Raw genomic sequence first — 26,584 nt, forward strand, 5'->3', positions numbered from 1 at the left:
TAATGTGGTGTTTGAAGAAATCTGTGATACTAACTTTTCCACACGATAATCCCAATGTCTAGAAAAAAATGCTGAAGTTCAACTATAACTTCAGCATTTTCCATATGATTTTTAATGATATTAAGTTATTGCCCAGATATTCCATGTCCGGCACCGGCACTAGTGTACTTCTTTATTTAAAGCGATAGCCAACACCCCAAATGGTTTCAATATAGTCTGGTTCAGCTGGGTTTTCTTCAATTTTTTCCCGTATTTTTCGGATATGAACGGTGACGGTTGAAATGTCTCCCATTGAATCATACCCCCATATCCGTTCAAAAAGATGATCTTTACTAAACACTTGATTGGGATGTGTTGCCAAAAAGGTTAACAAATCAAATTCCTTTGCAGTTAATATTTTTTCTTCCTCATTCACATAGACTTTCCGTGCCTTTTGATCAATGTGCAATCCCCTGACATGGATTTCATGTTTTAGCTGTTTTCGATTAACTAATCGGTCATACCTTGCTATGTGTGCCTTTACCCTTGCCACAAGTTCGGCTGGATTAAATGGCTTTACAATATAATCATCAGCACCCCGGTCAAATCCGCGTATTTTATCAATATCCTCTTTTCTTGCGGTAACCATTAAAATAGGAATATCCCTTATTTTTCTAATTTGTTGACATAGCTCAAATCCATCCATCCCCGGTAGCATTAAATCAAGCAATATTAAGTCATACGTATTTGCTTTAGCTTTCTGTAATCCTTCCTCACCAGTTCCGGCAATGTCACTGGAAAAGCCGCTTACTTCCAGGTAATCACGTTCTAACTCCGCAATAGCTGCCTCATCTTCAATAATTAATATATTCCGCACTATCACATCACCCCTTTCGGAAGGGTAAAGCAAATACTTGTTCCTTCCCCAAGTTCACTTTCCGCCCAAACGCTGCCGCCATGTGCCTCTATTATGCTCTTTACAATTGTTAATCCCAACCCGCTTCCACCAGTTGCTGAATTTCTTGATGCATCGGTACGATAAAACTGATCAAAAACAAAAGGAACAGCATCCTTCGATATCCCGCTTCCATTATCGCTTATTTGCACAACTGCCTGATCGGATTCCTGAGTAAGTCGGATACTAATCTTTTTTTCATGTTTATCCATGTATTTTAAACTGTTTTGGACTATATTCCATATGACCCGTCCCAATTTTTCCCGATCCGCTTTGACAATATAACGTTCTTCCGGATTGACCATAAATGAAACGGATCCATTATTTTGCTCCAGTTCGTAACTAAGCTCTTCAATAAAATCGGCTAAATAGGCTTGCAAATCTAATTCCTCTAAATCAAATGGAAGCTGCTGTAAATCTAGCTTGGAATACATAAATAACTCATCAATTAATTGATCCATTTCATTTGCCTTCGAATAAATCGTTTCGATATAACGGTCCATCTTTTCCGGAGTACTTGCTACCCCATCTCGTATCCCTTTTACATACCCTTTTATTGATGTGATTGGTGTTTTCAAATCATGTGAAATACTGGCAATCAATTCCTTACGGTTTTCATCGTAACGGACTTGGAGATCCCGTGCTTCCTTTAACCTTTGCCGCATCATCTCAAATGTTTCCGATAAATGTCCAAGTTCATCTTTTCCTGTTGGCTGTATATGATAATCGAGATTTCCCTCGCTTATCTCGTTTGCTGCTTTTACCAGCTCCTTAACCGGCAGAATAATACTTCTGGCAACGAAATATGTCAGCAGCCCATTGGTAACAATTAAAACAACCAGTAACCCAATAAACCTTAGTATCATAAAAAATCGTAATTGATTCCCATCTGCGTTGCCGTTAACTAAATGAAATACAACATACCCCAGCAGAATTTCAATTAACAAAAAGGCAGCAATTGGGATCAAAACCATACCGATATTTGATAAAATTAGCCGCTTTTTTATCGACACGCTTTCACCTGCTTTCATGATACATTGTACAGTACACTTATTAAAAATTTATTAAGTTGCAGAAACATGTTACCCGTTTTTACGAATAATATCTTCACAAAGCAAAAAGACACCCTTCTAGAGGATGCCCAATATATGTTTCCCAATATCCTTTCGATAAAAAAACCCATCCATTGGTTCCACATTGGCTAATGTCTGATATACGATATTGGCAGCACTTTCTGGTGAGTTACTCTGGCCGCCAACGAGCAATACCCTGCCGCCATCGGACTGATATGTTTCATTCACACGTGTTGTTCCTGCATGCACGATAAAGGAATTTTCACCAAGCGCAATTTCCGGTAATTCCACACCTTTTTGATAGGAACCTGGGTAACCTTTCGAAGCTACAACAACCCCGGTACAGAAACCATCGTTCCATTCCAGATTAGGGGCCCTTCCATCCATTACGTCCACCATTACTTCAAGCAGATCATTTTTCATTAATGGCAATACCACTTGTGTCTCCGGGTCACCAAAGCGGGTGTTAAATTCAATAACTTTCGGACCATCTGGTGTCATCATTAAACCTGCATATAATATCCCGGTAAACGGACGTCCTTCTACAATTAACCCATCTGCTGCTTTTTTCAGGATATCCTTGTAGGTGTAATCAAGTACATCTCCGGAAATATCGGGAACTGGTGCATATGCTCCCATTCCACCAGTGTTCGGCCCCTCATCTCCGTCAAATGCGCGTTTATGATCTCTTGCTGGAAGCAGCGGATAGACATCTCCTTTATCAACAAACGCCATTAGTGAAAATTCCCGGCCAGTTAGGCATTCTTCAATGACGATCATCGCACCTGCCTCGGCATACTTTTGCCCAACAAGCATATCATCAACCGCCTGCAAAGCCTGTACCTCTGTTTCCGCAACGATAACGCCTTTTCCCGCTGCAAGTCCATCTGCCTTAATCACAATTGGAGCACCTTTGTCCATAATATATTTCTTAGCATCAGCGGCATTGGTAAACGCAGCATAATCAGCTGTTGGAATATCGTATTTTTTCATAAATTCCTTTGCAAAACGTTTACTTCCTTCCAAAAGGGCTGCTTCCTTCGTCGGTGCAAAAATGGCTAAACCATTCTCCTGAAAGCGGTTTGCAATCCCGGCATTCAGTGGATTTTCCGGACCAACAACGGTTAGATCGATTGCCTTTTCCTTGGCAAACTTGACTAATTCGGCAATATCCATTTCATCAATCGCAACACAGGTGGCCTGCTCTTCCATCCCGCCATTTCCAGGTGCAGCATAAAGCTTTGTCACCCGTTCACTTTTAGCAAGTGCCATCACAATACTATGTTCGCGGCCGCCGCGACCGACTACTAATATATTCATCTGCAACCTCCTTGGTTTCAATAGAGTGTTAAAAAATCTGGTGAAAATGCATATCTTTTTAAGTTGGGTGCAAAAAGCCGCCAAATTAGAACCAAGCCCACGAAGCGATCAACGCTTATCGTTTGGCACTTTTTGAACTTCCTCGTCAATGCTTAAAATGCCTCATTCCAGTAAAGACCATGGCAATGCCGTACTCATTACAAACATCAATTGAATCCTGGTCCCGCTTCGATCCACCAGGCTGGATAATAGCTGTAATTCCTGCTTTTGCAGCTGCTTCTACCGTGTCTGGCATTGGGAAAAATGCATCAGATGCCATGACGGCTCCTTTTGTTTTTTCACCAGCCTGCTCAATGGCAATATTCGCGGCGCCAATCCGATTCATTTGTCCGGCACCAACACCAATCGTTTGCTTATCGTTTGCCAGCACAATCGCGTTTGACTTTACATGTTTGACCGCTTTCCAGGCAAATAACAGGTTTTCCAATTCCTGTGCAGTTGGCTTCCGTTTCGTCGTGAATTCCAGATCCGCTTCGGTCACCTTTCCTGTATCATAATCCTGAATGAGCATGCCGCCCATAACACTTGTGATTTTTTGCTTGCCGGTATTCCCGTTCGTCATATCCAATTCCAGCAGCCGGATATTTTTCTTTTTCGTTAACATGGCAAATGCATCGTCACTAAAATCTGGTGCAATAACAATTTCCAGGAATATGTTACTCAGTTTTTTCGCTATCTTTACGTCAATTTCACGATTGACAGCTACAATTCCACCAAAAATAGAAACCGGATCAGCGTCATATGCTCCGGCAAATGCGGTTTCAGCCGTATCACCAATGCCAATCCCACATGGATTCATATGTTTAACCGCTACAGCAGCTGGCTCGTCGAAATCGGCAATAATTTCAAGTGCTGCATTGGCATCCTGAATATTATTATAGGAAAGCTCTTTGCCGTGAAGCTGTTTCGCGCCAGCAAGTGTTCCTGCTGTATGACAAACATCCTGATAGAATGCTGCTGTCTGATGCGGATTTTCCCCATAACGCAATGTTTGCACCTTTTCATATGTTTTCGTAAGGACTTCAGGGTAAGGCTCTTCTGTGAAATAGTTTGCAATCATCGCATCATAGTTTGCCGTATGGCGAAACACCTTGGCGGCAAGTTCTTTTCGCTTTGCTTCGTCTAGCGTATTTGTTTGGATCGCCGCAAGTACGGCTTCATAATCATCAGGATCAACAACTACTGTTACGTCTGGGTAATTTTTTGCAGCCGAACGCAACATAGTAGGTCCGCCAATATCGATATTTTCCACAATTTCATCTTCCGTCACGCCCGCTTTTTCTAAAGTTGCTTTGAAGGGATATAAATTGACAGCGACTAAATCAATTGGGGTGACACTAATTTCTTGCAACTGTTCCTGGTGACGGTTGTTTTCTCTTTTTGCTAAAAGACTCGCATGAATAAATGGGTGAAGCGTCTTTACCCTGCCATCCAATATTTCCGGAAATCCGGTAATTTCTTCGACAGCCCTAGCTTTGATACCAGCATTTTGGATCGCTTTTAACGTGCCACCGGTTGAAACAATTTCGTAATCATTGTCAATAAGTCCTTTTGCCAAAACTTCGATGTTTGTTTTATCTGAAACGCTGATTAATGCTCGCTTTTTCATCAAAACACTCCCTGTTGTTTGCCTAAAATTTGATTGATTACTTGTGGGTACAATTGATGCTCAACCCGCTGAATTCGCATCTTTAGTGTTTCCTTTGTGTCACCGGGTAAAATCTCGACCTGACGCTGTGCAATGATCGGGCCGGTGTCAATTCCTTCGTCAACATAATGAATCGTTACACCTGTCGTTTTAGCCTTTGCCACATAAGCTTGATCAATTGCATCTTTCCCCGGAAATGCTGGTAATAATGATGGATGAATATTTATGATTTTTTTCCTGTAGTGTTTTAGTAAGGTTGGTCCGATTATCCGCATATATCCGGCCAAAAAGATCCACTCGGCTTCAGCAAACTGCAATTTTGCCAGTATTTCCTGCTCGTAATCAAGTTTAGTCGGATACTGTTTCGGGTCAAAGACAAAAACGGGTATACCGAATTTCTTAGCTTTATCAATTACGGTTGCACCGGGTTTATCACAAACTAGCAAAACAATGTCACAGACAAGCTTATTTTCCATCATCGCCTGAAAGTTGCTTCCCGCACCCGATGCGAATACTGCTGCCTTCTTGCGTTCCATCAAAATTGCACCCCTTCATCGGCTGTAACAAACCCAATTACGTTGGCTTTCTCACCATTTCCCTGTAATAGATCAACAGCTTGAAGTGCATCATGTTGATCGACAACAACAGCCATACCAATGCCCATATTAAAGACACCGAACATTTCATCATCGGACATATTCCCCAGACCCTGCAATAACGTGAAGATTTCTGGTTTATCCCAGCTTGCACGATCAATCGAAACACCGAGTCCTCGTGGTAACATGCGGGGAAGATTTTCATAAAATCCACCACCGGTAATGTGGGAAATCCCCTTTACCGCTACTTTCTCCATGAGGGCTTTAATCGGTTTAGCATATATTTTTGTCGGCTCAAGCAGTACATCCTGTAAAGGCTGCTTCATCCCGGCAGCATTTTGCGTTACATCAAGGTCAGCGATTAACTTTCTGACAAGGGAATACCCATTGGAATGGATTCCACTTGACGGCAACCCCATGATCGCATCACCTGCCTTGATTGATTTACCAGTTATCAGCTGTGCTTTTTCCGCAATACCGACCGTAAATCCGGCAAGATCGTATTCATCATCCTGATACATCCCAGGCATTTCTGCAGTCTCACCGCCGATTAATGCAGCTCCTGCCTGAACACAACCTGCAGCAACACCCGCTACGATTTGTTCAATCATCGCTGGGTCATTTTTTCCACAGGCGATGTAATCCAGGAAAAATAGCGGCTGTGCCCCTTGTGCGACAATATCGTTTACACACATGGCAACTAAATCAATACCGACCGAATCATGTTTCCCGAGCTGGTGGGCTAGTTTCAGCTTCGTGCCAACACCATCAGTTCCGGAGACAAGTACGGGTTCTTTAAAACGGAAGTCACTTAGATCAAATAATCCGGCAAATGCCCCGATCCCGCCAAGCACCTCTTTACGGTTCGTTTTGGCAATATGCTTTTTCATTAATTCTACAGCTTGGTAGCCTTTTTCCACATCGACCCCAGCTTCTTTATACCGATTGGACATGTTTCTCCTCCTTTTACCCCCTTAGTGTGTTACCATTACAGGTGTCTGCCCCTGTTCCTTAACAGGATAATTGCCAGTCATACAAGCTGTACAGATACCCTGATTAAGGCTTTTATCCTTGACGATTGCCTTTTCCAACCCTTTTTCCGATAAATAGGCAACACTATCCGCACCAATGATGTCGCAAATTTCATTAACGGTATAATTCGCTGCAATGAGCTCGTTTCTCGTCGACATATCAATTCCGTAATAGCATGGGTGCTGAATGGAAGGGGAGGCGATCCGCACATGTACCTCTTTAGCACCTGCACTTTTTAGCATTTGCACAATTCGCCTACTCGTTGTTCCCCTTACAATCGAATCATCGATCATCACAATCCGTTTTCCTTCGACAATTCCCCGAACTGGCGCGAGCTTCATTTTCACCCCTTGTTCCCGCAATTCCTGGGATGGTTGAATAAACGTTCGGCCAACATAACGATTCTTGATGATGCCCATTTCGTATGGCAAACCGCTTTCCTCTGCATATCCGATTGCAGCCGAAATACTGGAATCCGGGACACCAACCACAATATCCGCATTGGCTGGGGCTTCCTTGGCTAGTTCCATACCCATGCGCTTCCTTGACGCATGTACATTGACCCGATTCACATCACTATCGGGTCTTGACAAATAAACATATTCCATCGCACACATTTTTCGCTGTTCACGAATGGCAAACCGCTCGGATTCAATGCCGGCATCACTAATTGTCACAAGCTCTCCCGGTAAAACTTCACGAACAAATGTCGCACCAATCTGATCAAACGCACATGTTTCCGACGCGACGACATATGCATCCCCAAGCCTGCCAATGGATAACGGACGTATCCCACTAGGGTCAAGCGCTGCAAACATTTTATCCTCTTTTAAAATAAGGAACGCATAGGCACCAACAATTTTATTAAGTGCCCGGGCAATGGTTTCCGTCGTTGTGTCTTGCCCATCACGTTTAATCAAATGGGCAAGCACTTCAGTGTCTGATGTTGTTTGCAGAATACTACCCATGTTCTCCAGCTCTCCGCGCAGCTGATGAGCATTCATAATATTACCATTATGCGCCAAAGCAAGGCTCGCTGCCTGGGAACGAAATAATAACGGCTGTACATTCTCCAAGCTACTGCCACCTTGTGTCGTGTAACGGACATGACCAACAGCTACACGTCCGGAAAGTTCAGCAAAGTTGGCATCCTTAAATACTTCGTTTACTAATCCCAAGCCTTTATGTGCCTTTAGCACCTCACCGTCGCTCACAACAACGCCGGCACCTTCCTGGCCGCGATGCTGTAATGCATGCAATCCGTAATACGTAAGCTCGGCTGCTTTTTCATGACCCCATATTCCAAAAACGCCGCACTCTTCGTTTATACCCTTGATTTCAGCAAGCATGGAATAGCTCCTTTCCAACGTTGACAAAGTGCCTCAGCATCTTCTGCAATTACCTGTTTGCCATTGCCGAATATGGTATACTGACCATCGTCTGTGACAACTCCAATTTGCCGTGCATCATCAATAATTTCTTTAAAGCGTTCCACATCTTCCGGTTTTACCGAAACAAGAAACCGGGATTGTGTTTCACTAAACAGTTCAACGGTCATATCACCAGATAAAGCTGCACGTACACCTAAACCTTTATCCGTAAACACACTTTCAGCCAAAGCAACCGCTAGGCCACCCTCAGAAAGGTCATGTGCCGATTGAACGATACTTTGGCGGATAGCATCCAACAACTGGCTTTGCCGTTTTGCCTCCACTTCTAAATCAATGGCTGGCGCTTTGCCGGAATAGATTTCATCAGTATCCCCTTCTGCCAATATGTTCTGTAGTTCACTACCACCAAATTCCGGCTTTGTCTCGCCAATTAAGAAAATCACGTCTCCTGCTCGCTGAAAAAAGCTAGATGTTACATGGTCTAATGATTCAATCAGACCAACCATTCCGACAACCGGTGTCGGAAAAATTGCTTTTCCCTTTGATTCGTTATACAGGGACACATTTCCGCTGATGACCGGTGTTTTCAATAAGCGGCAAGCAGCACTCATACCAGCAACACTTTTTTCCATTTGCCAAAAAATCTCATGTCTTGTTGGATTACCAAAATTCAATCCGTCCGTAAGCCCAAGCGGCGTTGCACCGGAACAAACGATATTCCTTGCTGCCTCGGCAACCGCGACTTTCCCGCCGGTTTCCGGATCCAGATACATGTACCTGGAGTTGCAGTCTGTGGTCATGGCAAGTGCTTTATCCGTTCCTTTTATCCGGACGATTGCTGCATCCGATCCCGGGGTAATAACAGTATTAGTCTGGACCATGGAATCATATTGGTCATAAACCCATTCTTTACTGGCAATTGTCGGCTGTTCCAATAGCGCTTTTAGTGTTCCAGTAAAATTTTCTACATGGGGGATACTTTCCTCCATCTGCTGGAACCTCCTGAAATATTCCGGTTCTTCAGACAACATATGATAGACTGGTGCCTCTTCCGCCAAAGCATCCACTGGTATATCCGCTACAATATTCCCATGGTGAATCAGGCGAAATGTTTTTTCTTCGATCACTTCACCGACCGCAACTGCTTGTAGCCCATATTTCTCAAAAACATCAATGATTTCCTGTTCGCGGCCTTTTTTAACAACAAGCAGCATCCGTTCCTGGGATTCGGATAGCATTAATTCATAGGCGGTCATGTTTAATTCTCGCTGTGGCACAAGGTCAAGATTCATTTCCATACCTGTTCCTGCTGAGCTTGCCATCTCACTCGCTGATGAAGTCAATCCTGCCGCCCCCATATCCTGCATGCCCACTAATGCATCGGAATGAATCACTTCTAAACAAGCTTCAATTAACAGTTTTTCCATAAATGGATCACCGACCTGAACTGCCGGACGGTCCTTATTCGCATCTTCGGCAAGATCATCGGAAGCAAACGTTGCTCCATGGATACCGTCACGGCCTGTCGCCGCACCAGCATAGATAACCGTATTACCGACTCCTGCTGCAACCCCTTTTTGAATGTCTTCATGGTTAATTAGCCCAACGCACATCGCATTAACAAGTGGATTTCCCTCATAGTTATCATCAAACTGTACCTCACCACCAACCGTTGGCACACCGACACAGTTCCCATATCCGGCAATTCCGTGAACGACTTCCTGAAATAAATACTTCACCCGGTCCGACGTTAAATTGCCAAACCGGAGCGAGTTAAGCAGAGCGATAGGACGTGCCCCCATCGAAAAAACATCACGAATAATTCCACCAACACCTGTTGCTGCACCTTGATATGGCTCCACTGCCGATGGATGGTTATGGCTTTCCACCTTAAATACGACTGCCTGGTTATCACCAATATCAATGATTCCAGCCCCTTCACCAGGACCCTGTAGAACATTGGCTGCTTTCGTCGGGAACTTCTTCAGTAAAGGCTTTGACGTTTTATAACTGCAATGCTCTGACCACATGACAGAAAAAATCCCTATTTCCGTAAAATTGGGCCGGCGTTTTAGAATCGCCTTCACCATGTTATATTCCTGTTCGGAGAGGCCCATGCCTCGATAGATTTTATCCGTTTCAATTTGTTCCGGGCTGATCTCAGACACTTGCAACATAGGAATTCCTCCAATTCATTACGATTGACTGAAAGACTTTTAAGCCGTCAGCACTGCCAAGCAATGCCTCCACCGCACGCTCCGGATGTGGCATCATGCCTAGGACATTCCCTTCTCTGTTGATAATCCCGGCAATATCCTCCGTCGATCCATTCGGGTTCGCTTCATATGTGAAAACGATTTGTTTATTTTTCCGTAATTCTTTAATTGTCGCCTCATCACAAAAATAATTGCCTTCTCCGTGAGCAATTGGAAACTGAACGATCTCATTTTCCTCATATTCACTGGTAAACAATGTTGTATGGTTAGCAACTCTTAACTTTTCCTGATGACACATAAACGCGAGATTTTTGTTGCACAGCATTGCTCCTGGAAGCAGGCCCGCCTCCAGCAAAATCTGAAATCCGTTACAAACACCTAATACGGGCTTCCCTTTAGCCGCATGTGCTTTGATTTGTTTAAGACAATCAGATGTTGCAGCGATCGATCCGGAACGCAAATAGTCGCCATAGGAAAATCCACCTGGTAATAGAATCGCATCATAGTTTGCAAGGTTGCTATTTTCATACCAAACGAGATCCGCTTCCTCGCCCAGAATATCTTTCACCGCATGATACATATCCCGGTCACAATTTGATCCTGGAAAAACAATGACGGCAAATTTCACGAGTGAACAGCCTCCTCTATCTCAAAACGGTAGTCTTCTATAACTGGATTGGCCAGCAATTGTTCACACATTGCTTGCACACGTTCACTAACATTTTCCTGGTCTTCCACATACAGCTCAATATATTTGCCGATACGTGCTTCTTCCACCTCCTGAAATCCAAGCGAATGTAGTGACGTTTGCACTGCTTTCCCCTGAGGATCAAGCACTCCTTGCTTTAACGTAATAAACACGATTACCTTTTTCATGATCTGTCCTCCAGTCGCCTTAAAATCTCGTTATATACTCCCAGCAAATCACCAATATCTTCGCGGAATACGTCTTTATCCATTTTTTCTTCGGTATCCAGATCCCACAAGCGGCATGTGTCCGGGGAAATTTCATCAGCAAGCACGATACACCCACTAGCAAGCCTGCCAAACTCAAGCTTGAAATCTACCAGCTTGAGGTTAATAGATTGAAACAATTCGGATAATACTCGATTAACCTTTAGTGCTGTTTTTTTAATCTCCTCCAGTTCCGCCTCTGTCACATTACATAACACAAATGCATGCTGATCATTGATTAACGGATCGTTCAATGCATCATCTTTATAAAAAAGCTCTAAGACAGGCGGGTCAAAAGGTGTTTTCACTTCGATTGCCAGCCGTTTCGTAATGCTTCCAGCAGCAAGATTACGAACAACAACCTCTAGTGGAATAATTTCCGTTTGCCAAACGAGCTGCTCCGTCTCATTTATTTTTTCAATAAAATGGGTTTCCACTCCATTTTCCAGAAGATACGGGAAAATCTGTGCAGAAATTGCATTGTTCAATCGGCCTTTCCCGGAAAAACTCGCTTTCTTTTTCCCGTTAAATGCGGTCGCATCATTTTTGTAAGCCAAAACAAGCTGATCCATTGTTCCTTCTTTCCGATAGACCTTTTTTGCCTTTCCTTCATATAAAAGTTCCGCCTTCACGATATTCCCCCCGTTTTATAGGATGTGCAAAAAGATCATGGAAGCTTTTTCTAATAGTCTAACCAGAGTCACTGCACTTCCTCTTTTTGCAACTTACTAATTCAGTCCGATTCGCGCAAATATCCGGTCAACATTTTTCAAGTGGTACGTATAATCGAAGCAATCGTCTATTTCTTCCTGTGACAACTTGCTCGTAATTCGTTCACTTTGTTCCACCAGCTCTTTGAAATGGGTTTCCGTTTCCCATGCCTGCATTGCTTTCGGCTGCACGAGATCGTACGCCGCTTCACGCGTCATGCCTTTGTCAATAAGGGCTAGAAGCACACGCTGTGAAAAAATAACCCCATGTGTCTTATCAATGTTCTTTTTCATATTTTCAGGGAACACTGTAAGGTTTTTCACAATATTACCAAAGCGATTTAGCATATAGTTCAAGGCGATTGTTGTATCCGGCAAAATCACTCGTTCTGCAGAGGAATGGGAGATATCTCGTTCATGCCATAAGGAAACATTTTCGTACGCCGTAACGACATGTCCGCGTACAACCCGTGCCATCCCTGTCATATTTTCTGAACCAATCGGGTTGCGCTTATGCGGCATTGCCGATGACCCTTTTTGTCCTTTTGCGAAAAACTCTTCTACTTCCCGTGTTTCCGTTTTTTGCAAACCGCGGATCTCCGTTGCAAACTTCTCGATCGACGTTGCAACAAGTGCCAGTGCGGCAACGTAATTAGCATGGCGATCACGCTGCAGGGTCTGCGTTGATACCGGTGCAGGTGTCAGTCCTAATTTGTCACAAACATAGGCTTCAACAGCCGGGTCAATATTGGCGTACGTTCCAACTGCACCAGATAACTTGCCAAATTCAATCTGTTTCGCTGCCAACTCAAAACGCTCCAGATTCCGCTTCATTTCTTCATACCATAATGCAAGCTTTAGCCCAAATGTTGTCGGCTCCGCGTGAACACCGTGCGTCCTACCCATCATAACCGTATGCTTGTGTTCAATTGCTTTCGCTTTTAGTATTTCGACAAAATTGGTGATATCCTTCCGAATGATGTCATTTGCTTGCTTTAATAAATAAGAAAGAGCTGTATCAACAACATCCGTAGACGTTAATCCGTAGTGGATCCATTTCCGCTCTTCCCCGAGTGTTTCGGAAACGGCCCTGGTAAATGCGACAACATCATGTCGTGTTTCCTGCTCAATCTCATAAATGCGATTGATATCAAATGAAGCATGTTGTCGTATCTTGGCAACGTCTTCTTTTGGGATGACGCCAAGCTCACTCCAGGCCTCACATGCCAAAATCTCTACTTCCAGCCAAGCCTCAAATTTATTTTCATCCGTCCAAATATTTCCCATTTCCTCACGTGTATAACGATCAATCATTGTTTTTCCTCCTATATGCATTTACCAAATCACTAACTTCTTCATCCTTGCTTGCGGTAAACGTCACATGCCCCATTTTTCGTTTTGGCTTAACGCCAGCTTTTCCATACAAATGGAAGGATCCCTTTTCCAGGACCGGCATTTTCGTTAATGCATGCTCCATATCGTCACCAAGAATATTCACCATTGCCGCTTTTTGAAGCTGTCTTACTGGGGTTAACGGCAACCCGCAAATTGCGCGAATATGCTGCCCGAATTGTGATATATTACACGCTTCAATTGTGTAATGGCCAGAATTATGCGGCCTCGGTGCCATTTCATTTAAGTAGATTTCGTCCCCTTTTACGAACATTTCAATCGCAAATGTACCAACGATCTGCATTTTTTCAGCTAAGATCGTTGCTGCCTCAACCGCTTTAATCCTTACCTGTTCACTAATGGATGCCGGGGCTTCAGTCTGATACAGAATATGATCCTTGTGTGTATTCTCTGCAATCGGAAAAATTTCTAATCCGCCATTTTGCGTTCTCGTAAACACAACCGAGATTTCTTTATCAAACGGCACCCATTGTTCGATAATGCAATGCTGGTGCTTTTCAGTGAATTCGATTGCCTCTTGTTCTTCGCTTTTCCCGGTCAGTTTGAGTTGACCCTTGCCGTCGTAACCGCCACGGCATGTTTTGATTACAGCGGGAAATGTGGTGTTTTCTAAAGCAGTCTTGCATTCTTCCCCGTTTGTTACGATCGAAAAGTCTGGAACCGGTAATCCCGCTTCCTTCATTTGCTGTTTCTCTTTTTCCCGATTTTGCGTGACCTCCAAGACATGTGCACCTTGTGGCAGTTTTCCCTTTGCTTCGATATATTTAGCGGCTGTAAGGTCAACATTTTCAAATTCGTATGTGACCACATCACTGATTTCCGTCAGCTTCTTAATTGCTTCCATATCGTCGTATGCCGCAACAATATGTTCATCCGCTACTTGCGCTGTCGGACAATTTGGTGTTGGATCAAGAACCGCAATCGTATACCCCATATGCCGCGCCGCAATTGCCATCATTCTTCCAAGCTGTCCGCCGCCAATAATGCCGATCATCTTTGGTGGTAAAATCACATTATTTTTTTGCAAGATCTTCCCTCATTTCCGCAACCTTTGCCTGCATTTTGTCACGATACTGCGTTAGTCTCCCCACAACATCATCGTTAAAAGCCCCGATCATTTGTGCAGCCAGGATTCCAGCGTTTATCGCACCTGCCTTACCAATGGCTACCGTCGCTGTTGGAACACCACCAGGCATTTGCACAATGGATAACAAGGAATCAAGCCCATTCAATGCCTTGCTTTGAACGGGAACACCAATAACAGGCAATGTCGTTTGTGCTGCCACCATTCCCGGCAGATGTGCTGCGCCACCCGCACCAGCAACAATCACCTTCAAACCACGTTCCCGGGCTGATTTTGCATAGTTGAACATCTCATCTGGTGTCCGATGGGCGGAAATAATCTCTTTTTCATACGGGATCTGCAATTCATCCAGCACGTCACATGTATGCTTCATTGTTTCCCAATCCGATATACTGCCCATGATTACGCCAACAAGCGCCATTTTACCCCTCTTTTCATGTGAAATTTCCTAGCTTGATGAACGAGATGTGAACTTCAGCACTTTTATGCCGTTTTTCAGCATTTTCTTCTAGAACTTCAGCACTTTTATTCCAAAATCCAGCATTTTCATGTCGAGGTTCAGCCATTTCGTATCTATCTTCAGCATTTCTCCTTTTTCCATTAAAAAAGTCTATTCGTCTCCCCTCTATTATGAGAGAAGATGAATAGACTTTTTCAAACATCAACAAACAGATCATTGTTATCAACAACGATTCACCCTCCCTCATAGTCCAGCATTTACGGTGCTGGGTAGAAACTTCCAAGCCATATTCTCAGGAAATATATGAGGTACCGTATTTATTTGATTTGATGTCCTTAGCATAGCAAACGGCCTCCATACATGTCAACACAAAATCGAACAATAGATAATTAACACTGATTAACGTTCGGTTTTTAAACTTAAGAACCTAATCGGGCCCACCGTTCACATGAATGACTGCCCTGTAACAGATGAAAACAAACCGTTGATATCTCCACCTAAAGCTAACAATAAAAACCCTGTTAGCGAACATTATCGTTAACAGGGTCCTTTATATCTGCATTTCAATTCATAAGTAGTACTTCCCAAAGTGTCATAAGGATTATTCCTGCTATTCTAGATTTGAACCTGTAAATTGCGATTGTGCACCAGGTTTACTACCTACAGATCCCTTTTTGCCCAATCGTCCTCGCCGTACCTGTTTCACCCAAAAACCACCATGAATTTGCTTTGGTTCATATGAGATAATAAATGCTTTTGGATCAATGGTTTTAATTGTCTCATACAGTTTCAGCTCGTATTTTCTTGGAGTAAGAATTTGCATAGCCAAACGATCCCCGTCCATTCCATAAGCAAACCAGCTTGTCACACCATATCCTTTATCTCGTAACTTCCGAGTAAATTCAATGTCTGGATTGGATGAAATAACATTGACCGTTATGTAACCGAGCGCCAGTTTTTCCTCAATTTTTGTCCCGACAATCACACCAATCCCAAACCCAACCGCATATGCGATAATATTTTGGATCTGGTTTAAATTATCAAGCACCAGACCTAAACCTAAAACATAAACAACGATTTCAAACATACTAACAAATGCGGCTAAATACCTGCGCCCTTTCAATGTCAAAATCATTCGCATCGTCGAGAATGAGACATAAACAATATTAATGACAAGAATAATGGCAACCATTACATATGCATTACTCAGCACAACAAATTCCCCCGAACGTTTATTTTAATAGGTAAGAAAGTATAAGAATACGGGCTCTATTCCGCACATGTCAGAGTAGGCCACGTCCAGCACAAGCGCCCAGCTCTTGCGCCTTTGTTCAATATACACAAATCCCCCCAAAATTAAATACTATGACATTCACCCAGTTAAAATAACCTGCATAACCTATTGCATATCATCTAATTCAGGAACAAAGAGGGTGTAATAATGGATCCGTTTAAACAAATGGCTGATTGGAAAAAGAATATGGATACATTTTTTGGCGAAAATTTTTGGAACGAGTTTGAAGGTATTATAAAACCTACTATTCCACAAATCAACATGTATCAAACGGAAAATGAGGTTACATGCCTGATAAGTATTCCCGGATTAACCGATTTAAACAAAGTGGATATATATGTGGATTACACGGTGCTTGAAATAAATGGGGTAATAGATGTTAATCATAGTGGCGGAACAGTGCTAAACGAGGAAATTTTGCAAGGCGTATTTGAACGAAAAATAAATCTGCCATTTCCAGTAAGGTCGGACAAAATAAAAGCAAGTTACCGGGATGGGATTGTGTTTATTCAATTATACCGCTTGATTTCAAACACCAGCAGCAAACATCGTGTACCAGTCAAATTGCTTGCAGATTGATGAACATGTATTTCTCTAACGGGCTGGAATCAGCGGGATATTCAGCCCTTTATTATATAACTGAATAGGTCTGTTAAACATTGACCTATCCTTAAGTCTTTTTTGAAATTCTTCCAAGGTAAACAATATTCCTTCTCATGTAAAAATTTCCCTTTTAAAAACTTTCCAATAGTACGTAATATGAATTAGGAAGTTTATCGGTGAAAAAGGTTGTCCATGTGAGCAAATTCGTTTGATCCTTGATGGACAACCTTTCCATTATTTCATTCTTTCCGGCAATGCATGTATCGATTCGATTAGGGTGTTGAGTTTTCCTTCAATTCGATGCAACAAATAAAATGTCACGACAATCGGAAAGCCAACCTCTGTTACAAACGACATCCACGCCTCCATATATGCTCCCTCCGATCTTTTGAAAAAATGAAACCAAGGCCAAGCCACTGGTCATAGGAAGAAAATTATTGGGCAAATCCTTCCTGCTCTAATTAAACAGATTCGATCTCCTCTACGTTGTGCTCCACAAAACGGGCTCCTTTTATCGAAACAAGATCCCCACCTGAACCAGTAAAAGAATTTTGTACCAGGATTTCTTTCATTTCACTTTTTACAGCAGTCGGGGCAACTGGTTCAATCGGTGTTTCCAATGCATAAGTGACGATTTTGCCATGCTCATTCAAAAATTTAAGCTCAAGCTTTTTCAACATCTCCCCTCCTTTCACCACTACAATCGAATAATGTGTAGTGGAAAGTGGCAAGGTTATGTAAATAACTTAGTTTGAACCAGGCTGCCCCATTTGCGTGATAAAAAACGATTATAATTATAAGGAAGCTGGAAAGGGTCGATAAAAGGAGATGTTTCGTGCTTCGGTTCGTTACCTGTTGATATTGCACAGTACGGTTGATGTTTGGTGATTCTCTGTTGAAGTTACATGATTCACTGTTGATGTTTGGCCATTCTCTGTTGATGTTACATGATTCACTGTTGATGTTTGGCTATTCTCTGTTGAAGTTACATGATTTACTGTTGATGTTTGGCCATTCTCTGTTGATGTTGACGCGCTTCTGCAGATGTTATACGCATTACTGTAATTGCTGCAATCTCCACGCCGATTTTCTTACGCCAAGCAGGTGAGCCCTGCCATTATAAGTTTAATAAAGAGCCTTCTGCACCGACAGAAAACTCCTTAAACTAGTTTTTATTCGGTCCATACACTCGTTTTTCAATAGAAGATTCCCTCCCGGCCAACCGTTTATGTAACGTACGTTTCCAGTTCTCCGCTAAAAATTCACAGGATGCCAGTTCTTCAGCAAGCATTACATCACCTTTTTTAACGTACATGACCTCATTACAAGCTGCGATTGTCCAGTTCGGATATGGGCGTTCCACCAATTCCAGCTCCATACCAGCTTGCACAAACCCTTCTTGTAATACTCGGAAATACCAGCCTGTCCGTCCGCTATTTTGGATGCGGAGGGCAAAATCAATAATCCGAAAACGGCGGGCAGGTTTCCAGCAAGGGCGGCGGGGCTGTGAGACTTGAATAATGGTATCACCGAACTTATATGTATCACCAATACAAACGGATTTCTCATCCATATTCATGACAGAAAGGTTTTCTCCCATTGCACCTACGCCGATCGAAGCCAAATCAAGCTCCCGCCGCCAATCATCGTAATGGTTCATTGGGTAGGAAAATATCGCCTTTTCCGGTCCGCCATGATTTTTGGTGTCCGCCACTTCGTCTTCTGCTAATCCGCTTTTCCCCAGCCATACTTTTGCATCAACCGTATTTTTAAACATACCACTTTCCCATAGCCTGTCCATCCGCTCTTCCTCGTTAGGCCGACCCATTTTTTTCACTTTACCTGTCAGTAATTTATCTACATACGGTGCATTCATCATGTTTCCTCCTGTCAAATATGATATAGTAAACGAAGGCGTAAACGTCCGTTTCGCGACTGGACGCATGAAACATCCTGCTCTGCCATAAGCTGAATAAAGTCTAGATTTATATAATTTCTTATCTCTTAAAAAATACTATTTCTAGTTTACTGCAAATACTGTAAAAAAACTATCTACTGCGGGGGAATCGGCATGAATAACGTACTAAAAAAAGCTACATTTGCAGGGGGATGCTTCTGGTGTATGGTAAAACCATTTGATCAATGGGACGGAATTCACCGCGTTGTCTCGGGCTACACTGGCGGTCATACGGAAAACCCGACATATGAGGATGTCAAAACAGGTACAACCGGACACTACGAGGCTGTTGAAATAACATATGATCCAGCGCTTATTTCTTATCGCGAAATTGTAACGATCTATTGGCAGCAAATTGATCCAACCGATGACGGCGGGCAATTCCATGATCGCGGTGACTCTTACCGTACTGCTATTTTTTATCATGACACGGAGCAGAAAAGTATTGCTGAAGCATCCAAACAAGAGCTTGATGCAAGTGGGAAATTTGCTAAACCGATTGTTACAAGCATTCTTCCGGCATCAACATTTTATCCTGCCGAAACATACCATCAGGACTTTTATAAGAAGAACAAACAAGAATATCAAGAAGATCGCGCCAAATCTGGCAGGGATGAATTTATTGAGACTAATTGGAAGAGTTAACCGGGGTCTTTGGGGAGTACCCCCGAGGATTCCACTATTATCTCTCATTATTCTTTGTACAAACGTCCGGCAATGATTTCACGAATAGTTCGTTTCATCGACTCTGCTCCCCTGTCATTTCAATCACTTATCGAGGGTATCATCTTCGTCCCAAGCAATTTCCCAAACTTCATCCTGTTTTTAACCCGTAACCACCATCATAGCATCACACCTACTCCAAGGTTTTAATCATCATACGAATAAATCCAATAAAGTGAAACTTCATTTAGTGGGGGTTTTGGCGAACAGGAAGTGCTAATGCAGGCGAAGGCATGAGGATGTGAGCCACTTATGCCTTCATCCCCCACTGAATGTTAGTTAAGGGCATCACGATGTGGGTCACAAAGACGAAGTTTGAAAGATTGACGGACGATCAGAGGTGTAGCTTTACGAAAGCTGCTACGCAAAAAAGAAAGACAGATAAGGAGTATCTTAAGAAATTATCTGAAACAAAACTTGGAAATACAAACCCATCATCAAAACTAAATGATAAAAGTGTTCGTTATATACGGACTTTATATAAGGAGCTTTTGGAAGAGGGGTGCAAAAAAACACAATCGCAAAAAGAGTTGGCAATGAAATTTAATGTATCAAGATCAACCATATCTGACATTGTTTTGAGAAGAACATGGAAACATATTGACTGATTCTTGGGCTTTGTAAATTACGCATAACCATATCATTATGTACTAAACAACTAAAGCAGCATTAAGGATAAACGCATGTTCGTATATTTTATTGTTCTATTTTATAGTATGATAACTTTAAGATTAATAAATAGGAGAGGAATAAAGATGTATTTTAAAAATGATTTTCACCGGGAACTTGCAACAAAACTCATGAATAAATTTGGTTTTAAAACGTTAGAGGACGATAGAGAATGTGGATCCTTCTGTTATGTGTCTGCAGCTACATATAAAGAAGGATTATTAAGTCGTGTTGGTAGTGAAGGTGGTATTCAGACAGAGGTTTATTAGATGTGTGGGAAATTAATATGGGAATTTATTTCCTCAAAAGCGTTTAAAACCATAAATCATTGTTATAAAATAAAAGTACGATAAAAATTTTCCGAACAATGAGAAAGGACGATCACAAATAGGTAATACCAGGATTCAAATAGCGGCCCTGTCGGATAAGGCAACAAGATTGCAACAAGCGTCTGCAACACTTTCCAACCATATTGCGGAACTGGAAGCATTGAAAACCTATGCCGATAATTTAATGGTTAATGAAGGAATTTGGAAAGGGAAGGAAGAAAACAAATTTGTTGAACAGTATGCGGATTTAAAAAATGCAATAAAAGCCTATATTTCAAATGCAGAAGATACGAAAGAAACAATAGATGATGATATTAGGAGGACGGAATCATTAAAAGCCATTCTGTCGGATAATATGAGTAAAAGGTGAAGGTGATGGCCAACGAGATTAATATTAAATTTAATGAATTACGGAAGAACATTGAAAATGTGAGATCCGTTCTTTCTAATTTAAAACCCGGAACTGAAACAGAATTCGATCAAACCAACATAGAAGTATTTGTACAGGATTTAGAAATGACAAAGCAATCCATAACAATGATTCATCAATACCAAACATTACTTAATTCAGATTTGGATACGCTTGTACATGTAGGTGAGCGTATGCAAGCAACAGATAAACAATTGGCAAATGAAATGGGGGTGGAAACCAATGGCCCATAAGGTGGATATGGAAGAAGTAACCGAGTTTTCAAATTACCTCAAAGTGTCCGCAGAAGAAACAAAAACAACCCTGGAAAACATTAAGTCGGGTATCAGTAAGATTCAAACAATGGATTCTTTTTCCGGAAAAGCAGCAGATCAGGCAAAAAATTATTTTGCAGAAATTCATTTGACACTATTAGATGCCTTCATCAAATTATTCACAGACCTTCAGCAAAATTTAGAACAGCATATAGAGACTTTTTATACCAACGTAGATACAAGCAGCGCTGCACGTATCCAAAGCAATTATTTGCTCGACCTGGAACAAGATATTGAAGAAATGTATGGGAAAATGGAGAATGTAAAACAATCCATTAATGGAACCATTGATAATGTGGCCGATATTAGCAGTGCAATTAAACCTGATTTTAAGCCCGTTACAAGTATAAAAAATGATACGATTAAAACCATAACAGATTTAGAAGAAAGCTTGCTTCCTTTACTCAACAGAAGAATAGACACCAAACAGAGGACTTATTGCATCAAATCCAAGTGACAATGGACAGAGCTGGAACGAAAAAAGGAGAAGCACGTTTTACAGATTATATGAGTACGTTAGCGTTTGAAGGGCTTCCAGTGTTAAAAGGTTACATCCAAACGTACCGGAGAGAAAATATGTTTAATGCAATGGGATTGCCTTATACTGAATTTGGTCATACCGTATCAAAGGAAAATTTTTATAATACGGAAGGTGCAGACGGTTCCGGAATAGTAGAATGGAAAAAAAATAATATGGAGGTCAGTAGGGGTAAACGGGTTGATTATGACGGATTAGGCATTAATCCATCGACCATTGATCTAAAAGGTTATGACGTTAATTACACCATGAAAGACGGTAATTTTATCATTTTTAAGGATAACCCTGATTTAAAATACTTCACGCAAAACGCCGAGCAGGGTGTAATTAATTATTATGCAGCAAAAGGTACTTGGATAACGGCAAATTTTTTAGGAACATTGGCCGTTGGAAGAATCGGAAAGTATTCTGTTGATAAAATAAATACGATTAAAAACGTAGTAAATAAAATTAAAATAAATCCAAACGTAAAAGGGGTTGCAAAACACGGGGCATCTTATACGATTCAAGATAAAATACCAGTATGGAATAAGATTGTTGGTACTTCTGTCCCTAAAATAGGTAGCAAAGAAGTTATCCTATACATTAGCGATAATGACGGCAAAACGTGGGATGGAAAGGTACGTTTTGAAGTACATGCGGACGGTGGTATAACCTCAAAAGAATTTTAGTTAATATTTGATTGGTAAAGTGTTGAAAAGGTTTTACGATGAATTAGAATATAAATTTTAATCGGGGTGGATACATGCCTACCATTAGTTTAATAATATTAGCTTTCCTGCTAGTACTGGCAGATAAATATATTGAAAAAGAAAAGCTATCAAAGAAAGATGTATTTATTAGATTTGTTTTATTATCTATTGTGTTAATTGGTGTTGAAAAGTTTTTATTTTAAATTGGATCACGAAGAGAGCAGGGGAAAATAAAAATCTCCTGCCTTTTTTATGCCTAAACCAGGGTTCATTTATCAATAATAGGCAAACGCTCGTTCACCTAGATGCCTGAGTTTTAAGTAAATTACATATAACTTGTGTTATGCGTAATTTACATCTGGCTATCATTAATACCGAAAGGATGTGATTCTGTTCGAAAATTGACAAGTCCGTTGTACCTACGGTAAAATATAGATACTAATATCAAGTATTTACTTATCATTATTAAGACTATTGCATATACTAATACCATCTGTCCCAATTAAGGTGGTGATGTATATGACTGATAAGGAGGATGAAAAAATGCCAACGTCTACTCCATATAAGCAGTCTCCTAAAAGAGTGCGTGATGATGTTCAGAATCGCAAATTAAGAGCTATAGCTAACTCTATAGACTTTTCGAAGCTAGATAAAAAGGAATCTCTTTCTCTTGATGAATTTGGACGTGTAAAAATTGATCCTACCCACCCTGATTACAGATATTGGACGGAAGATGATTAATGGAACCAGGACATATATATAGACTTGATTTTCCTTATGAATTCGGACAGGGTTATAAAAATCGCCCTGTCCTTATTATTGTAGTAAACACGGATTATGGCAAAGCGGTGGGATTAAAAATAACGGGAAATGGAGATTATGAATTTCGTGAGGAAATAAAAAACAGTCCGGATTCAAACTTAACAAAACAATCATTTGTACAATATGATCGATACAGTTACTTTGATAATCAAGCGTTAACTCCTGTAGGAAAACTAAGCGAAGACGATTTTAAAAATATTGTGCACCTATTCCTTCAATATCATCAGTTATAAGAATTAAATCTCGGCGTTGAAAAATGTCTGATAAGACAATGTTTAAGTGTCAACGATAGGTTGCCCCCTGGTACGCCTAGAACTATCTTTACTATGGAAATCATTCTTTGACATACTTCTAGTCATTAGTTTATTTCTAGTAGCTGCAAAAATACTTTTAGCAATTGGAATCGAAACTTTATCAAAAAAATATAAATCAGAGTAAATCGAAAAGCCCCTGAGAGTTTCTTATAAGGGGGGCTTATTGGACAAACTCACTAATAAATCTAATCGTTGTAAATGCGCATTTTCCTGACTGGACCCCAATATAGCGAACTAACATCTCAGTTGTTGTATAATATGCTAAACGGTTTCATACAAGAGAAATCCAAAATAATTAAGATAGGTGGGGGTCTCCATTAAAAGATTTATTATATTTACTTTATGGGCTATAATATATTTAAAAACCCATTTCGGTGTACTTAGAAACCCCTATTTTATAATTCTAGTTGAAAACAATCAATTGCTTCTCAACATATTGTTTATAGTTATAATTTTGATAAGTTATTATCGTGATATTCTTGCATCCATTAAAAATATTAAGCTTAAAACAATATGTATTTATTCGTTAATTCCTGCAATTATACTATTATTTGGTAATTTACTTCTTTTATTTCTAATTTTTGATAGTTTGGTGCTAGAATCCTTCTCATTTAGCATTTTGTTTATTATTAATAGTTTGGTCATCGGTCCTATATATGAAGAATTTATCTATCGATTTATCTTCATCAATAATAACTGGCAAGTCAAAGTAAAATTAGCAGCCGTCATACTATCATCGTTAATCTTTACGTTTTCGCACGGAGTTTCTGTTGATGGAAATATTGCAATGCTGGTTCAATTTTTAATGTTGGGAATCGGTTTGGGGATAATCTATATAAGAACTAACAATATTTTTTATTGCATATGCACACACTTTTTTTACAATAGCTTTGTACTTCTGATGTCACTTGTTTGATAATAAAAAGATAAATATAACGAGGTTATTGACAGATCCAATTATAATCCATTTACTTTTCCCCTAGTCTCTGGTACTACCCCATACCTTGCTTTATATTTTATATAAATAAAATAAGATCCGGGATGTTTTATATCTGAATTTTCTTGGATCTTATTTTCTTTAAACTAAGCAAGATATTTTCTGCTTATTTACTATTTAACCCGTGAATAACTCTTATATTTTACTTTCTGATTAAAAGTTTCAGTACGCACATAATACCCTGAATACTTGTCATAAACTTTCCAAGTAGATTTAAATTGACTTGTTACACGATATTCACGATATTTCCGACTCGTTGACTTTGCAATACCAATTCTGATAAAACCTCCACCTGCATTAACTCCGAAACTCACTGTAGTACCTTTCGTTACTATCCCTAAATAAGTTTTCTTTTTGTTTTTTTCACTCCAACTAACATTTTTGTATAAATATCCTCCTGTTTGAGGAGAGATACCATTGTTGCCTGGTACATTAATTTTTGTACCAATAAGATTACTTTCTACAAATCTAGTTACTTCTGACTCACTATCAGAATATGTGTTAGGCGGTGTTGTTGGAGATATTTCTGAAGCGTGTGTAACTTCACCAGAAAACGAAAAAACAATTACACTCATCAAAACTGCTAAAACCCCTACTAAAACTTTTCTCATACTAACACTCCTTAAGAATATTGAAATAAGTAATCCTCAAATGGGTTCTTATTTCAAATTCAATTATATACTATTCTTTCAATTAATGAAAGCGTTTTCTAAATGGGTATAACCCTAAAAACCTGGGCGACAAATCTGGGGTACTATATAATCAACCAAGGGAACCCCGATGCAGGGTTCCCTTTATAATTAACGTAATAATTGTAGCACACCTTGGGGCTGCTGATTTGATTGGGCAAGCATTGCTTGAGCTGCTTGTGTAAGAATATTGTTCTTTGTGAATTCTATCATCTCTTTGGCCATATCGGTGTCCCTAATACGAGATTCAGCTGCTGTTAAGTTTTCTGATGATGCACCAAGGTTGTTAATCGTATGTTCTAAGCGGTTTTGTACAGCACCTAATGAAGAACGCTGTGTCGATACTGTATTAATAGCTTTATCAATTTTTACAATTTCATTGTCAAAATTGAATGGTATATTTGATATCCATTTTGTAGAAATAGGACTAATACTTTCTTTTTTATTACTAAGATACGAACACATGATCTTGAATATCGAATTGCGTTTTGCTATACTAATTTAAAACAATAAGATCGAGGGGGTTATTTAGGATCATGAACCAAATTGCTAAGATTGCTGTCTCATCCATTAATTATTTATTTATGCAGCATGTAATGAACGATCATTGTGTATGTAATTAATGATAAGGTGGAAGGAGAAATTTATACTTTTTTTAGTGTATTAGACGAATCGCAACATTCGTTGGAATTAGAGGAAATTTTATTATTCCTTTCCAGTTCTGTTTATGATGAGTTAAGGGATGGAACGTATTTAGATCATTATGATGTAAATGAATTAAAAGCGGAGATAAAAAATTCCATCTATATTATAATGGGTAGAGAAGTTGATTACATTGAGGATATTTATAATACTTGCATTGACAACATAGAACAGTCAGCGATGAACCATCTACATCCTATTGTGTTTTAAAGTTTGTTAATCTGATCGACTGCAAATCTATGAGCAAAGTACACCAACTAATTTAGCAGTGTACTTTGTTTGTTTGAGTAATAATAGCATGTAATTGTGAAACCGCATTCTCAAGGGTTGTTTTGTTTTCAATAATATAATCGCACTTATATTTTACCTGGAGATCCATATGCAACCGGTCCATTCGCTTCTTAATCTCAGTGTCTGACCTCTGTTGTTTTATCATCCGATTTTGAAGATCTTCTATATTTACATCAATAAAAATACTGATTGCTTCTGCATTTTTGTGAATGGGTTTCAATTTATTCTTCATATCACTAGCGTTGCATTAATTATAACTAATAATAAAAAATGTTGGTAATGTTCAATTTTTAACTGTCTAGACAACAAAAAATCCTTTATAATGAATA

Annotated in this window: 31 protein-coding genes, 1 pseudogene and 1 riboswitch; of the genes and pseudogenes, 11 read left to right on the forward strand and 21 right to left on the reverse strand. The window is 40.3% G+C overall.

Going from position 1 to position 26,584, the window contains the following annotated elements; genetic code table 11:
* Positions 1–172 precede the first annotated feature (172 nt).
* The 16 genes from IEX12_RS14785 to IEX12_RS14860 form a co-directional block, all read right to left on the reverse strand.
* On the reverse strand, positions 173–856 hold the full coding sequence (locus IEX12_RS14785) for a response regulator transcription factor (protein ID WP_088053586.1): 684 nt from the start codon (positions 854–856) through the stop codon (positions 173–175).
* A 2-nt stretch (positions 857–858) separates the two neighbouring features.
* The gene (locus tag IEX12_RS14790) at positions 859–1,947 is read right to left on the reverse strand and encodes a sensor histidine kinase (RefSeq protein WP_088053270.1); all 1,089 of its coding nucleotides are present in this window, start codon (positions 1,945–1,947) and stop codon (positions 859–861) included.
* Between the two features lie 117 nt (positions 1,948–2,064).
* Positions 2,065–3,327 (reverse strand): phosphoribosylamine--glycine ligase, encoded by a 1,263-nt coding sequence (purD, locus tag IEX12_RS14795; RefSeq protein ID WP_188725429.1) that lies wholly within the window; start codon positions 3,325–3,327, stop codon positions 2,065–2,067.
* Between the two features lie 145 nt (positions 3,328–3,472).
* Positions 3,473–4,996, reverse strand: coding sequence for a bifunctional phosphoribosylaminoimidazolecarboxamide formyltransferase/IMP cyclohydrolase (purH, locus tag IEX12_RS14800; RefSeq protein WP_188725430.1), 1,524 nt, complete (start codon positions 4,994–4,996; stop codon positions 3,473–3,475).
* Positions 4,996–5,571 carry a phosphoribosylglycinamide formyltransferase gene (gene purN, locus IEX12_RS14805; RefSeq protein ID WP_188725431.1) on the reverse strand — a complete coding sequence of 192 codons (576 nt, stop codon included), beginning with the start codon at positions 5,569–5,571 and terminating at the stop codon, positions 4,996–4,998. The genes purH and purN overlap by 1 nt, the downstream gene beginning before the upstream one ends.
* Positions 5,571–6,584 (reverse strand): phosphoribosylformylglycinamidine cyclo-ligase, encoded by a 1,014-nt coding sequence (gene purM / locus IEX12_RS14810; protein ID WP_188725432.1) that lies wholly within the window; start codon positions 6,582–6,584, stop codon positions 5,571–5,573. The genes purN and purM overlap by 1 nt, the downstream gene beginning before the upstream one ends.
* 21 nt (positions 6,585–6,605) lie before the next feature.
* On the reverse strand, positions 6,606–8,012 hold the full coding sequence (gene purF / locus IEX12_RS14815; protein WP_088053265.1) for an amidophosphoribosyltransferase: 1,407 nt from the start codon (positions 8,010–8,012) through the stop codon (positions 6,606–6,608).
* A complete protein-coding gene (gene purL, locus IEX12_RS14820) occupies positions 7,988–10,231 on the reverse strand; it encodes a phosphoribosylformylglycinamidine synthase subunit PurL (RefSeq protein ID WP_188725433.1) in 2,244 nt (747 codons plus the stop codon). Before purL ends, purF begins: the two co-directional genes overlap by 25 nt.
* Complete coding sequence (purQ, locus tag IEX12_RS14825; protein WP_088053263.1) at positions 10,215–10,898, reverse strand: phosphoribosylformylglycinamidine synthase subunit PurQ; 684 nt, start codon at positions 10,896–10,898, stop codon at positions 10,215–10,217. The genes purL and purQ overlap by 17 nt, the downstream gene beginning before the upstream one ends.
* Entirely contained in the window at positions 10,895–11,146 is a 252-nt protein-coding gene (gene purS / locus IEX12_RS14830; RefSeq protein WP_088053262.1) for a phosphoribosylformylglycinamidine synthase subunit PurS, read from the reverse strand. Before purS ends, purQ begins: the two co-directional genes overlap by 4 nt.
* A complete protein-coding gene (gene purC, locus IEX12_RS14835) occupies positions 11,143–11,856 on the reverse strand; it encodes a phosphoribosylaminoimidazolesuccinocarboxamide synthase (protein ID WP_088053261.1) in 714 nt (237 codons plus the stop codon). The genes purS and purC overlap by 4 nt, the downstream gene beginning before the upstream one ends.
* A 96-nt stretch (positions 11,857–11,952) precedes the next feature.
* Positions 11,953–13,248, reverse strand: coding sequence for an adenylosuccinate lyase (gene purB / locus IEX12_RS14840; RefSeq protein WP_102415864.1), 1,296 nt, complete (start codon positions 13,246–13,248; stop codon positions 11,953–11,955).
* Positions 13,241–14,374 (reverse strand): 5-(carboxyamino)imidazole ribonucleotide synthase, encoded by a 1,134-nt coding sequence (gene purK / locus IEX12_RS14845; protein ID WP_088053259.1) that lies wholly within the window; start codon positions 14,372–14,374, stop codon positions 13,241–13,243. The genes purB and purK overlap by 8 nt, the downstream gene beginning before the upstream one ends.
* Entirely contained in the window at positions 14,361–14,852 is a 492-nt protein-coding gene (gene purE, locus IEX12_RS14850; RefSeq protein WP_088053258.1) for a 5-(carboxyamino)imidazole ribonucleotide mutase, read from the reverse strand. The genes purK and purE overlap by 14 nt, the downstream gene beginning before the upstream one ends.
* A gap of 13 nt (positions 14,853–14,865) precedes the next feature.
* Entirely contained in the window at positions 14,866–15,120 is a 255-nt protein-coding gene (locus tag IEX12_RS14855; protein ID WP_088053257.1) for a hypothetical protein, read from the reverse strand.
* A riboswitch (purine riboswitch) is annotated at positions 15,118–15,218 on the reverse strand. It overlaps the preceding gene by 3 nt.
* A gap of 283 nt (positions 15,219–15,501) precedes the next feature.
* Positions 15,502–16,104 (reverse strand): DUF2179 domain-containing protein, encoded by a 603-nt coding sequence (locus IEX12_RS14860; RefSeq protein ID WP_230856102.1) that lies wholly within the window; start codon positions 16,102–16,104, stop codon positions 15,502–15,504.
* Between the two features lie 228 nt (positions 16,105–16,332).
* On the opposite strand from IEX12_RS14860, the gene IEX12_RS14865 reads away from it, so the two are divergent.
* The gene (locus IEX12_RS14865) at positions 16,333–16,764 is read left to right on the forward strand and encodes an Hsp20/alpha crystallin family protein (RefSeq protein WP_088053256.1); all 432 of its coding nucleotides are present in this window, start codon (positions 16,333–16,335) and stop codon (positions 16,762–16,764) included.
* A 258-nt stretch (positions 16,765–17,022) separates the two neighbouring features.
* Here IEX12_RS14865 and IEX12_RS14870 read toward each other — a convergent pair whose 3' ends face one another.
* From IEX12_RS14870 to IEX12_RS14880, 3 genes are all read right to left on the reverse strand, one after another.
* Positions 17,023–17,157, reverse strand: coding sequence for a YvrJ family protein (locus tag IEX12_RS14870; RefSeq protein ID WP_088053255.1), 135 nt, complete (start codon positions 17,155–17,157; stop codon positions 17,023–17,025).
* A gap of 92 nt (positions 17,158–17,249) precedes the next feature.
* Positions 17,250–17,465 carry a DUF2922 domain-containing protein gene (locus tag IEX12_RS14875; RefSeq protein WP_088053254.1) on the reverse strand — a complete coding sequence of 72 codons (216 nt, stop codon included), beginning with the start codon at positions 17,463–17,465 and terminating at the stop codon, positions 17,250–17,252.
* A 488-nt stretch (positions 17,466–17,953) separates the two neighbouring features.
* Positions 17,954–18,664, reverse strand: coding sequence for an MOSC domain-containing protein (locus tag IEX12_RS14880; RefSeq protein ID WP_188725434.1), 711 nt, complete (start codon positions 18,662–18,664; stop codon positions 17,954–17,956).
* 195 nt (positions 18,665–18,859) lie between these two features.
* Between IEX12_RS14880 and msrA the strand changes: the two genes are divergently transcribed.
* From msrA to IEX12_RS23875, 10 genes are all read left to right on the forward strand, one after another.
* Positions 18,860–19,390 carry a peptide-methionine (S)-S-oxide reductase MsrA gene (gene msrA, locus IEX12_RS14885; protein ID WP_188725435.1) on the forward strand — a complete coding sequence of 177 codons (531 nt, stop codon included), beginning with the start codon at positions 18,860–18,862 and terminating at the stop codon, positions 19,388–19,390.
* A gap of 401 nt (positions 19,391–19,791) precedes the next feature.
* On the forward strand, positions 19,792–20,076 hold the full coding sequence (locus IEX12_RS14890) for a helix-turn-helix domain-containing protein (protein ID WP_155554834.1): 285 nt from the start codon (positions 19,792–19,794) through the stop codon (positions 20,074–20,076).
* Between the two features lie 147 nt (positions 20,077–20,223).
* Positions 20,224–20,406, forward strand: coding sequence for a hypothetical protein (locus tag IEX12_RS14895; RefSeq protein ID WP_088053250.1), 183 nt, complete (start codon positions 20,224–20,226; stop codon positions 20,404–20,406).
* A 118-nt stretch (positions 20,407–20,524) separates the two neighbouring features.
* Positions 20,525–20,836, forward strand: coding sequence for a YwqH-like family protein (locus IEX12_RS14900; RefSeq protein ID WP_155554833.1), 312 nt, complete (start codon positions 20,525–20,527; stop codon positions 20,834–20,836).
* Positions 20,837–20,841: 5 nt separating this feature from the next.
* Positions 20,842–21,129: a TIGR04197 family type VII secretion effector gene (locus tag IEX12_RS14905; protein ID WP_088053248.1), complete on the forward strand. Its 288-nt coding sequence runs from the start codon at positions 20,842–20,844 to the stop codon at positions 21,127–21,129.
* A complete protein-coding gene (locus tag IEX12_RS14910) occupies positions 21,119–21,667 on the forward strand; it encodes a T7SS effector LXG polymorphic toxin (RefSeq protein WP_214613727.1) in 549 nt (182 codons plus the stop codon). The genes IEX12_RS14905 and IEX12_RS14910 overlap by 11 nt, the downstream gene beginning before the upstream one ends.
* Positions 21,649–22,419, forward strand: a complete 771-nt coding sequence (locus IEX12_RS14915) for a hypothetical protein (protein WP_102415866.1) — start codon at positions 21,649–21,651, stop codon at positions 22,417–22,419. The genes IEX12_RS14910 and IEX12_RS14915 overlap by 19 nt, the downstream gene beginning before the upstream one ends.
* Positions 22,420–22,959: 540 nt before the next feature.
* Positions 22,960–23,181 (forward strand): hypothetical protein, encoded by a 222-nt coding sequence (locus tag IEX12_RS14920; protein ID WP_088053246.1) that lies wholly within the window; start codon positions 22,960–22,962, stop codon positions 23,179–23,181.
* A complete protein-coding gene (locus tag IEX12_RS14925) occupies positions 23,181–23,495 on the forward strand; it encodes a type II toxin-antitoxin system PemK/MazF family toxin (protein ID WP_088053245.1) in 315 nt (104 codons plus the stop codon). Before IEX12_RS14920 ends, IEX12_RS14925 begins: the two co-directional genes overlap by 1 nt.
* A 673-nt stretch (positions 23,496–24,168) precedes the next feature.
* Entirely contained in the window at positions 24,169–24,492 is a 324-nt protein-coding gene (locus IEX12_RS23875; RefSeq protein WP_159457861.1) for a CPBP family intramembrane glutamic endopeptidase, read from the forward strand.
* 194 nt (positions 24,493–24,686) lie between these two features.
* Here IEX12_RS23875 and IEX12_RS14935 read toward each other — a convergent pair whose 3' ends face one another.
* Positions 24,687–25,184: an LMxysn_1693 family intestinal colonization protein gene (locus tag IEX12_RS14935; protein ID WP_155555556.1), complete on the reverse strand. Its 498-nt coding sequence runs from the start codon at positions 25,182–25,184 to the stop codon at positions 24,687–24,689.
* A gap of 189 nt (positions 25,185–25,373) precedes the next feature.
* A pseudogene (locus tag IEX12_RS14940) lies at positions 25,374–25,637 on the reverse strand (flagellin); the annotation flags it as partial.
* Positions 25,638–26,584 lie beyond the last annotated feature (947 nt).

It is taken from the genome of Lentibacillus populi, from assembly GCA_014642895.1.
Lineage (GTDB): Bacteria > Bacillota > Bacilli > Bacillales > Amphibacillaceae > Lentibacillus_C > Lentibacillus_C populi.

What these genes read in the sequence shown, in the direction of transcription:
- purD (WP_188725429.1), bottom strand. Translation starts at nt 3,327, where the DNA reads ATGAATATATTAGTAGTCGGTCGCGGCGGCCGCGAACATAGTATTGTG.
- purH (WP_188725430.1), bottom strand. Translation starts at nt 4,996, where the DNA reads ATGAAAAAGCGAGCATTAATCAGCGTTTCAGATAAAACAAACATCGAA.
- purN (WP_188725431.1), bottom strand. Translation starts at nt 5,571, where the DNA reads ATGGAACGCAAGAAGGCAGCAGTATTCGCATCGGGTGCGGGAAGCAAC.
- purM (WP_188725432.1), bottom strand. Translation starts at nt 6,584, where the DNA reads ATGTCCAATCGGTATAAAGAAGCTGGGGTCGATGTGGAAAAAGGCTAC.
- purF (WP_088053265.1), bottom strand. Translation starts at nt 8,012, where the DNA reads ATGCTTGCTGAAATCAAGGGTATAAACGAAGAGTGCGGCGTTTTTGGA.
- purL (WP_188725433.1), bottom strand. Translation starts at nt 10,231, where the DNA reads ATGTTGCAAGTGTCTGAGATCAGCCCGGAACAAATTGAAACGGATAAA.
- purS (WP_088053262.1), bottom strand. Translation starts at nt 11,146, where the DNA reads ATGAAAAAGGTAATCGTGTTTATTACGTTAAAGCAAGGAGTGCTTGAT.
- purB (WP_102415864.1), bottom strand. Translation starts at nt 13,248, where the DNA reads ATGATTGATCGTTATACACGTGAGGAAATGGGAAATATTTGGACGGAT.
- purE (WP_088053258.1), bottom strand. Translation starts at nt 14,852, where the DNA reads ATGGCGCTTGTTGGCGTAATCATGGGCAGTATATCGGATTGGGAAACA.
- IEX12_RS14865 (WP_088053256.1), top strand. Translation starts at nt 16,333, where the DNA reads ATGGATCCGTTTAAACAAATGGCTGATTGGAAAAAGAATATGGATACA.
- IEX12_RS14870 (WP_088053255.1), bottom strand. Translation starts at nt 17,157, where the DNA reads ATGGAGGCGTGGATGTCGTTTGTAACAGAGGTTGGCTTTCCGATTGTC.
- IEX12_RS14880 (WP_188725434.1), bottom strand. Translation starts at nt 18,664, where the DNA reads ATGAATGCACCGTATGTAGATAAATTACTGACAGGTAAAGTGAAAAAA.
- msrA (WP_188725435.1), top strand. Translation starts at nt 18,860, where the DNA reads ATGAATAACGTACTAAAAAAAGCTACATTTGCAGGGGGATGCTTCTGG.
- IEX12_RS14895 (WP_088053250.1), top strand. Translation starts at nt 20,224, where the DNA reads ATGTATTTTAAAAATGATTTTCACCGGGAACTTGCAACAAAACTCATG.
- IEX12_RS14905 (WP_088053248.1), top strand. Translation starts at nt 20,842, where the DNA reads ATGGCCAACGAGATTAATATTAAATTTAATGAATTACGGAAGAACATT.
- IEX12_RS14910 (WP_214613727.1), top strand. Translation starts at nt 21,119, where the DNA reads ATGGCCCATAAGGTGGATATGGAAGAAGTAACCGAGTTTTCAAATTAC.
- IEX12_RS14920 (WP_088053246.1), top strand. Translation starts at nt 22,960, where the DNA reads ATGACTGATAAGGAGGATGAAAAAATGCCAACGTCTACTCCATATAAG.
- IEX12_RS14925 (WP_088053245.1), top strand. Translation starts at nt 23,181, where the DNA reads ATGGAACCAGGACATATATATAGACTTGATTTTCCTTATGAATTCGGA.
- IEX12_RS14935 (WP_155555556.1), bottom strand. Translation starts at nt 25,184, where the DNA reads ATGAGAAAAGTTTTAGTAGGGGTTTTAGCAGTTTTGATGAGTGTAATT.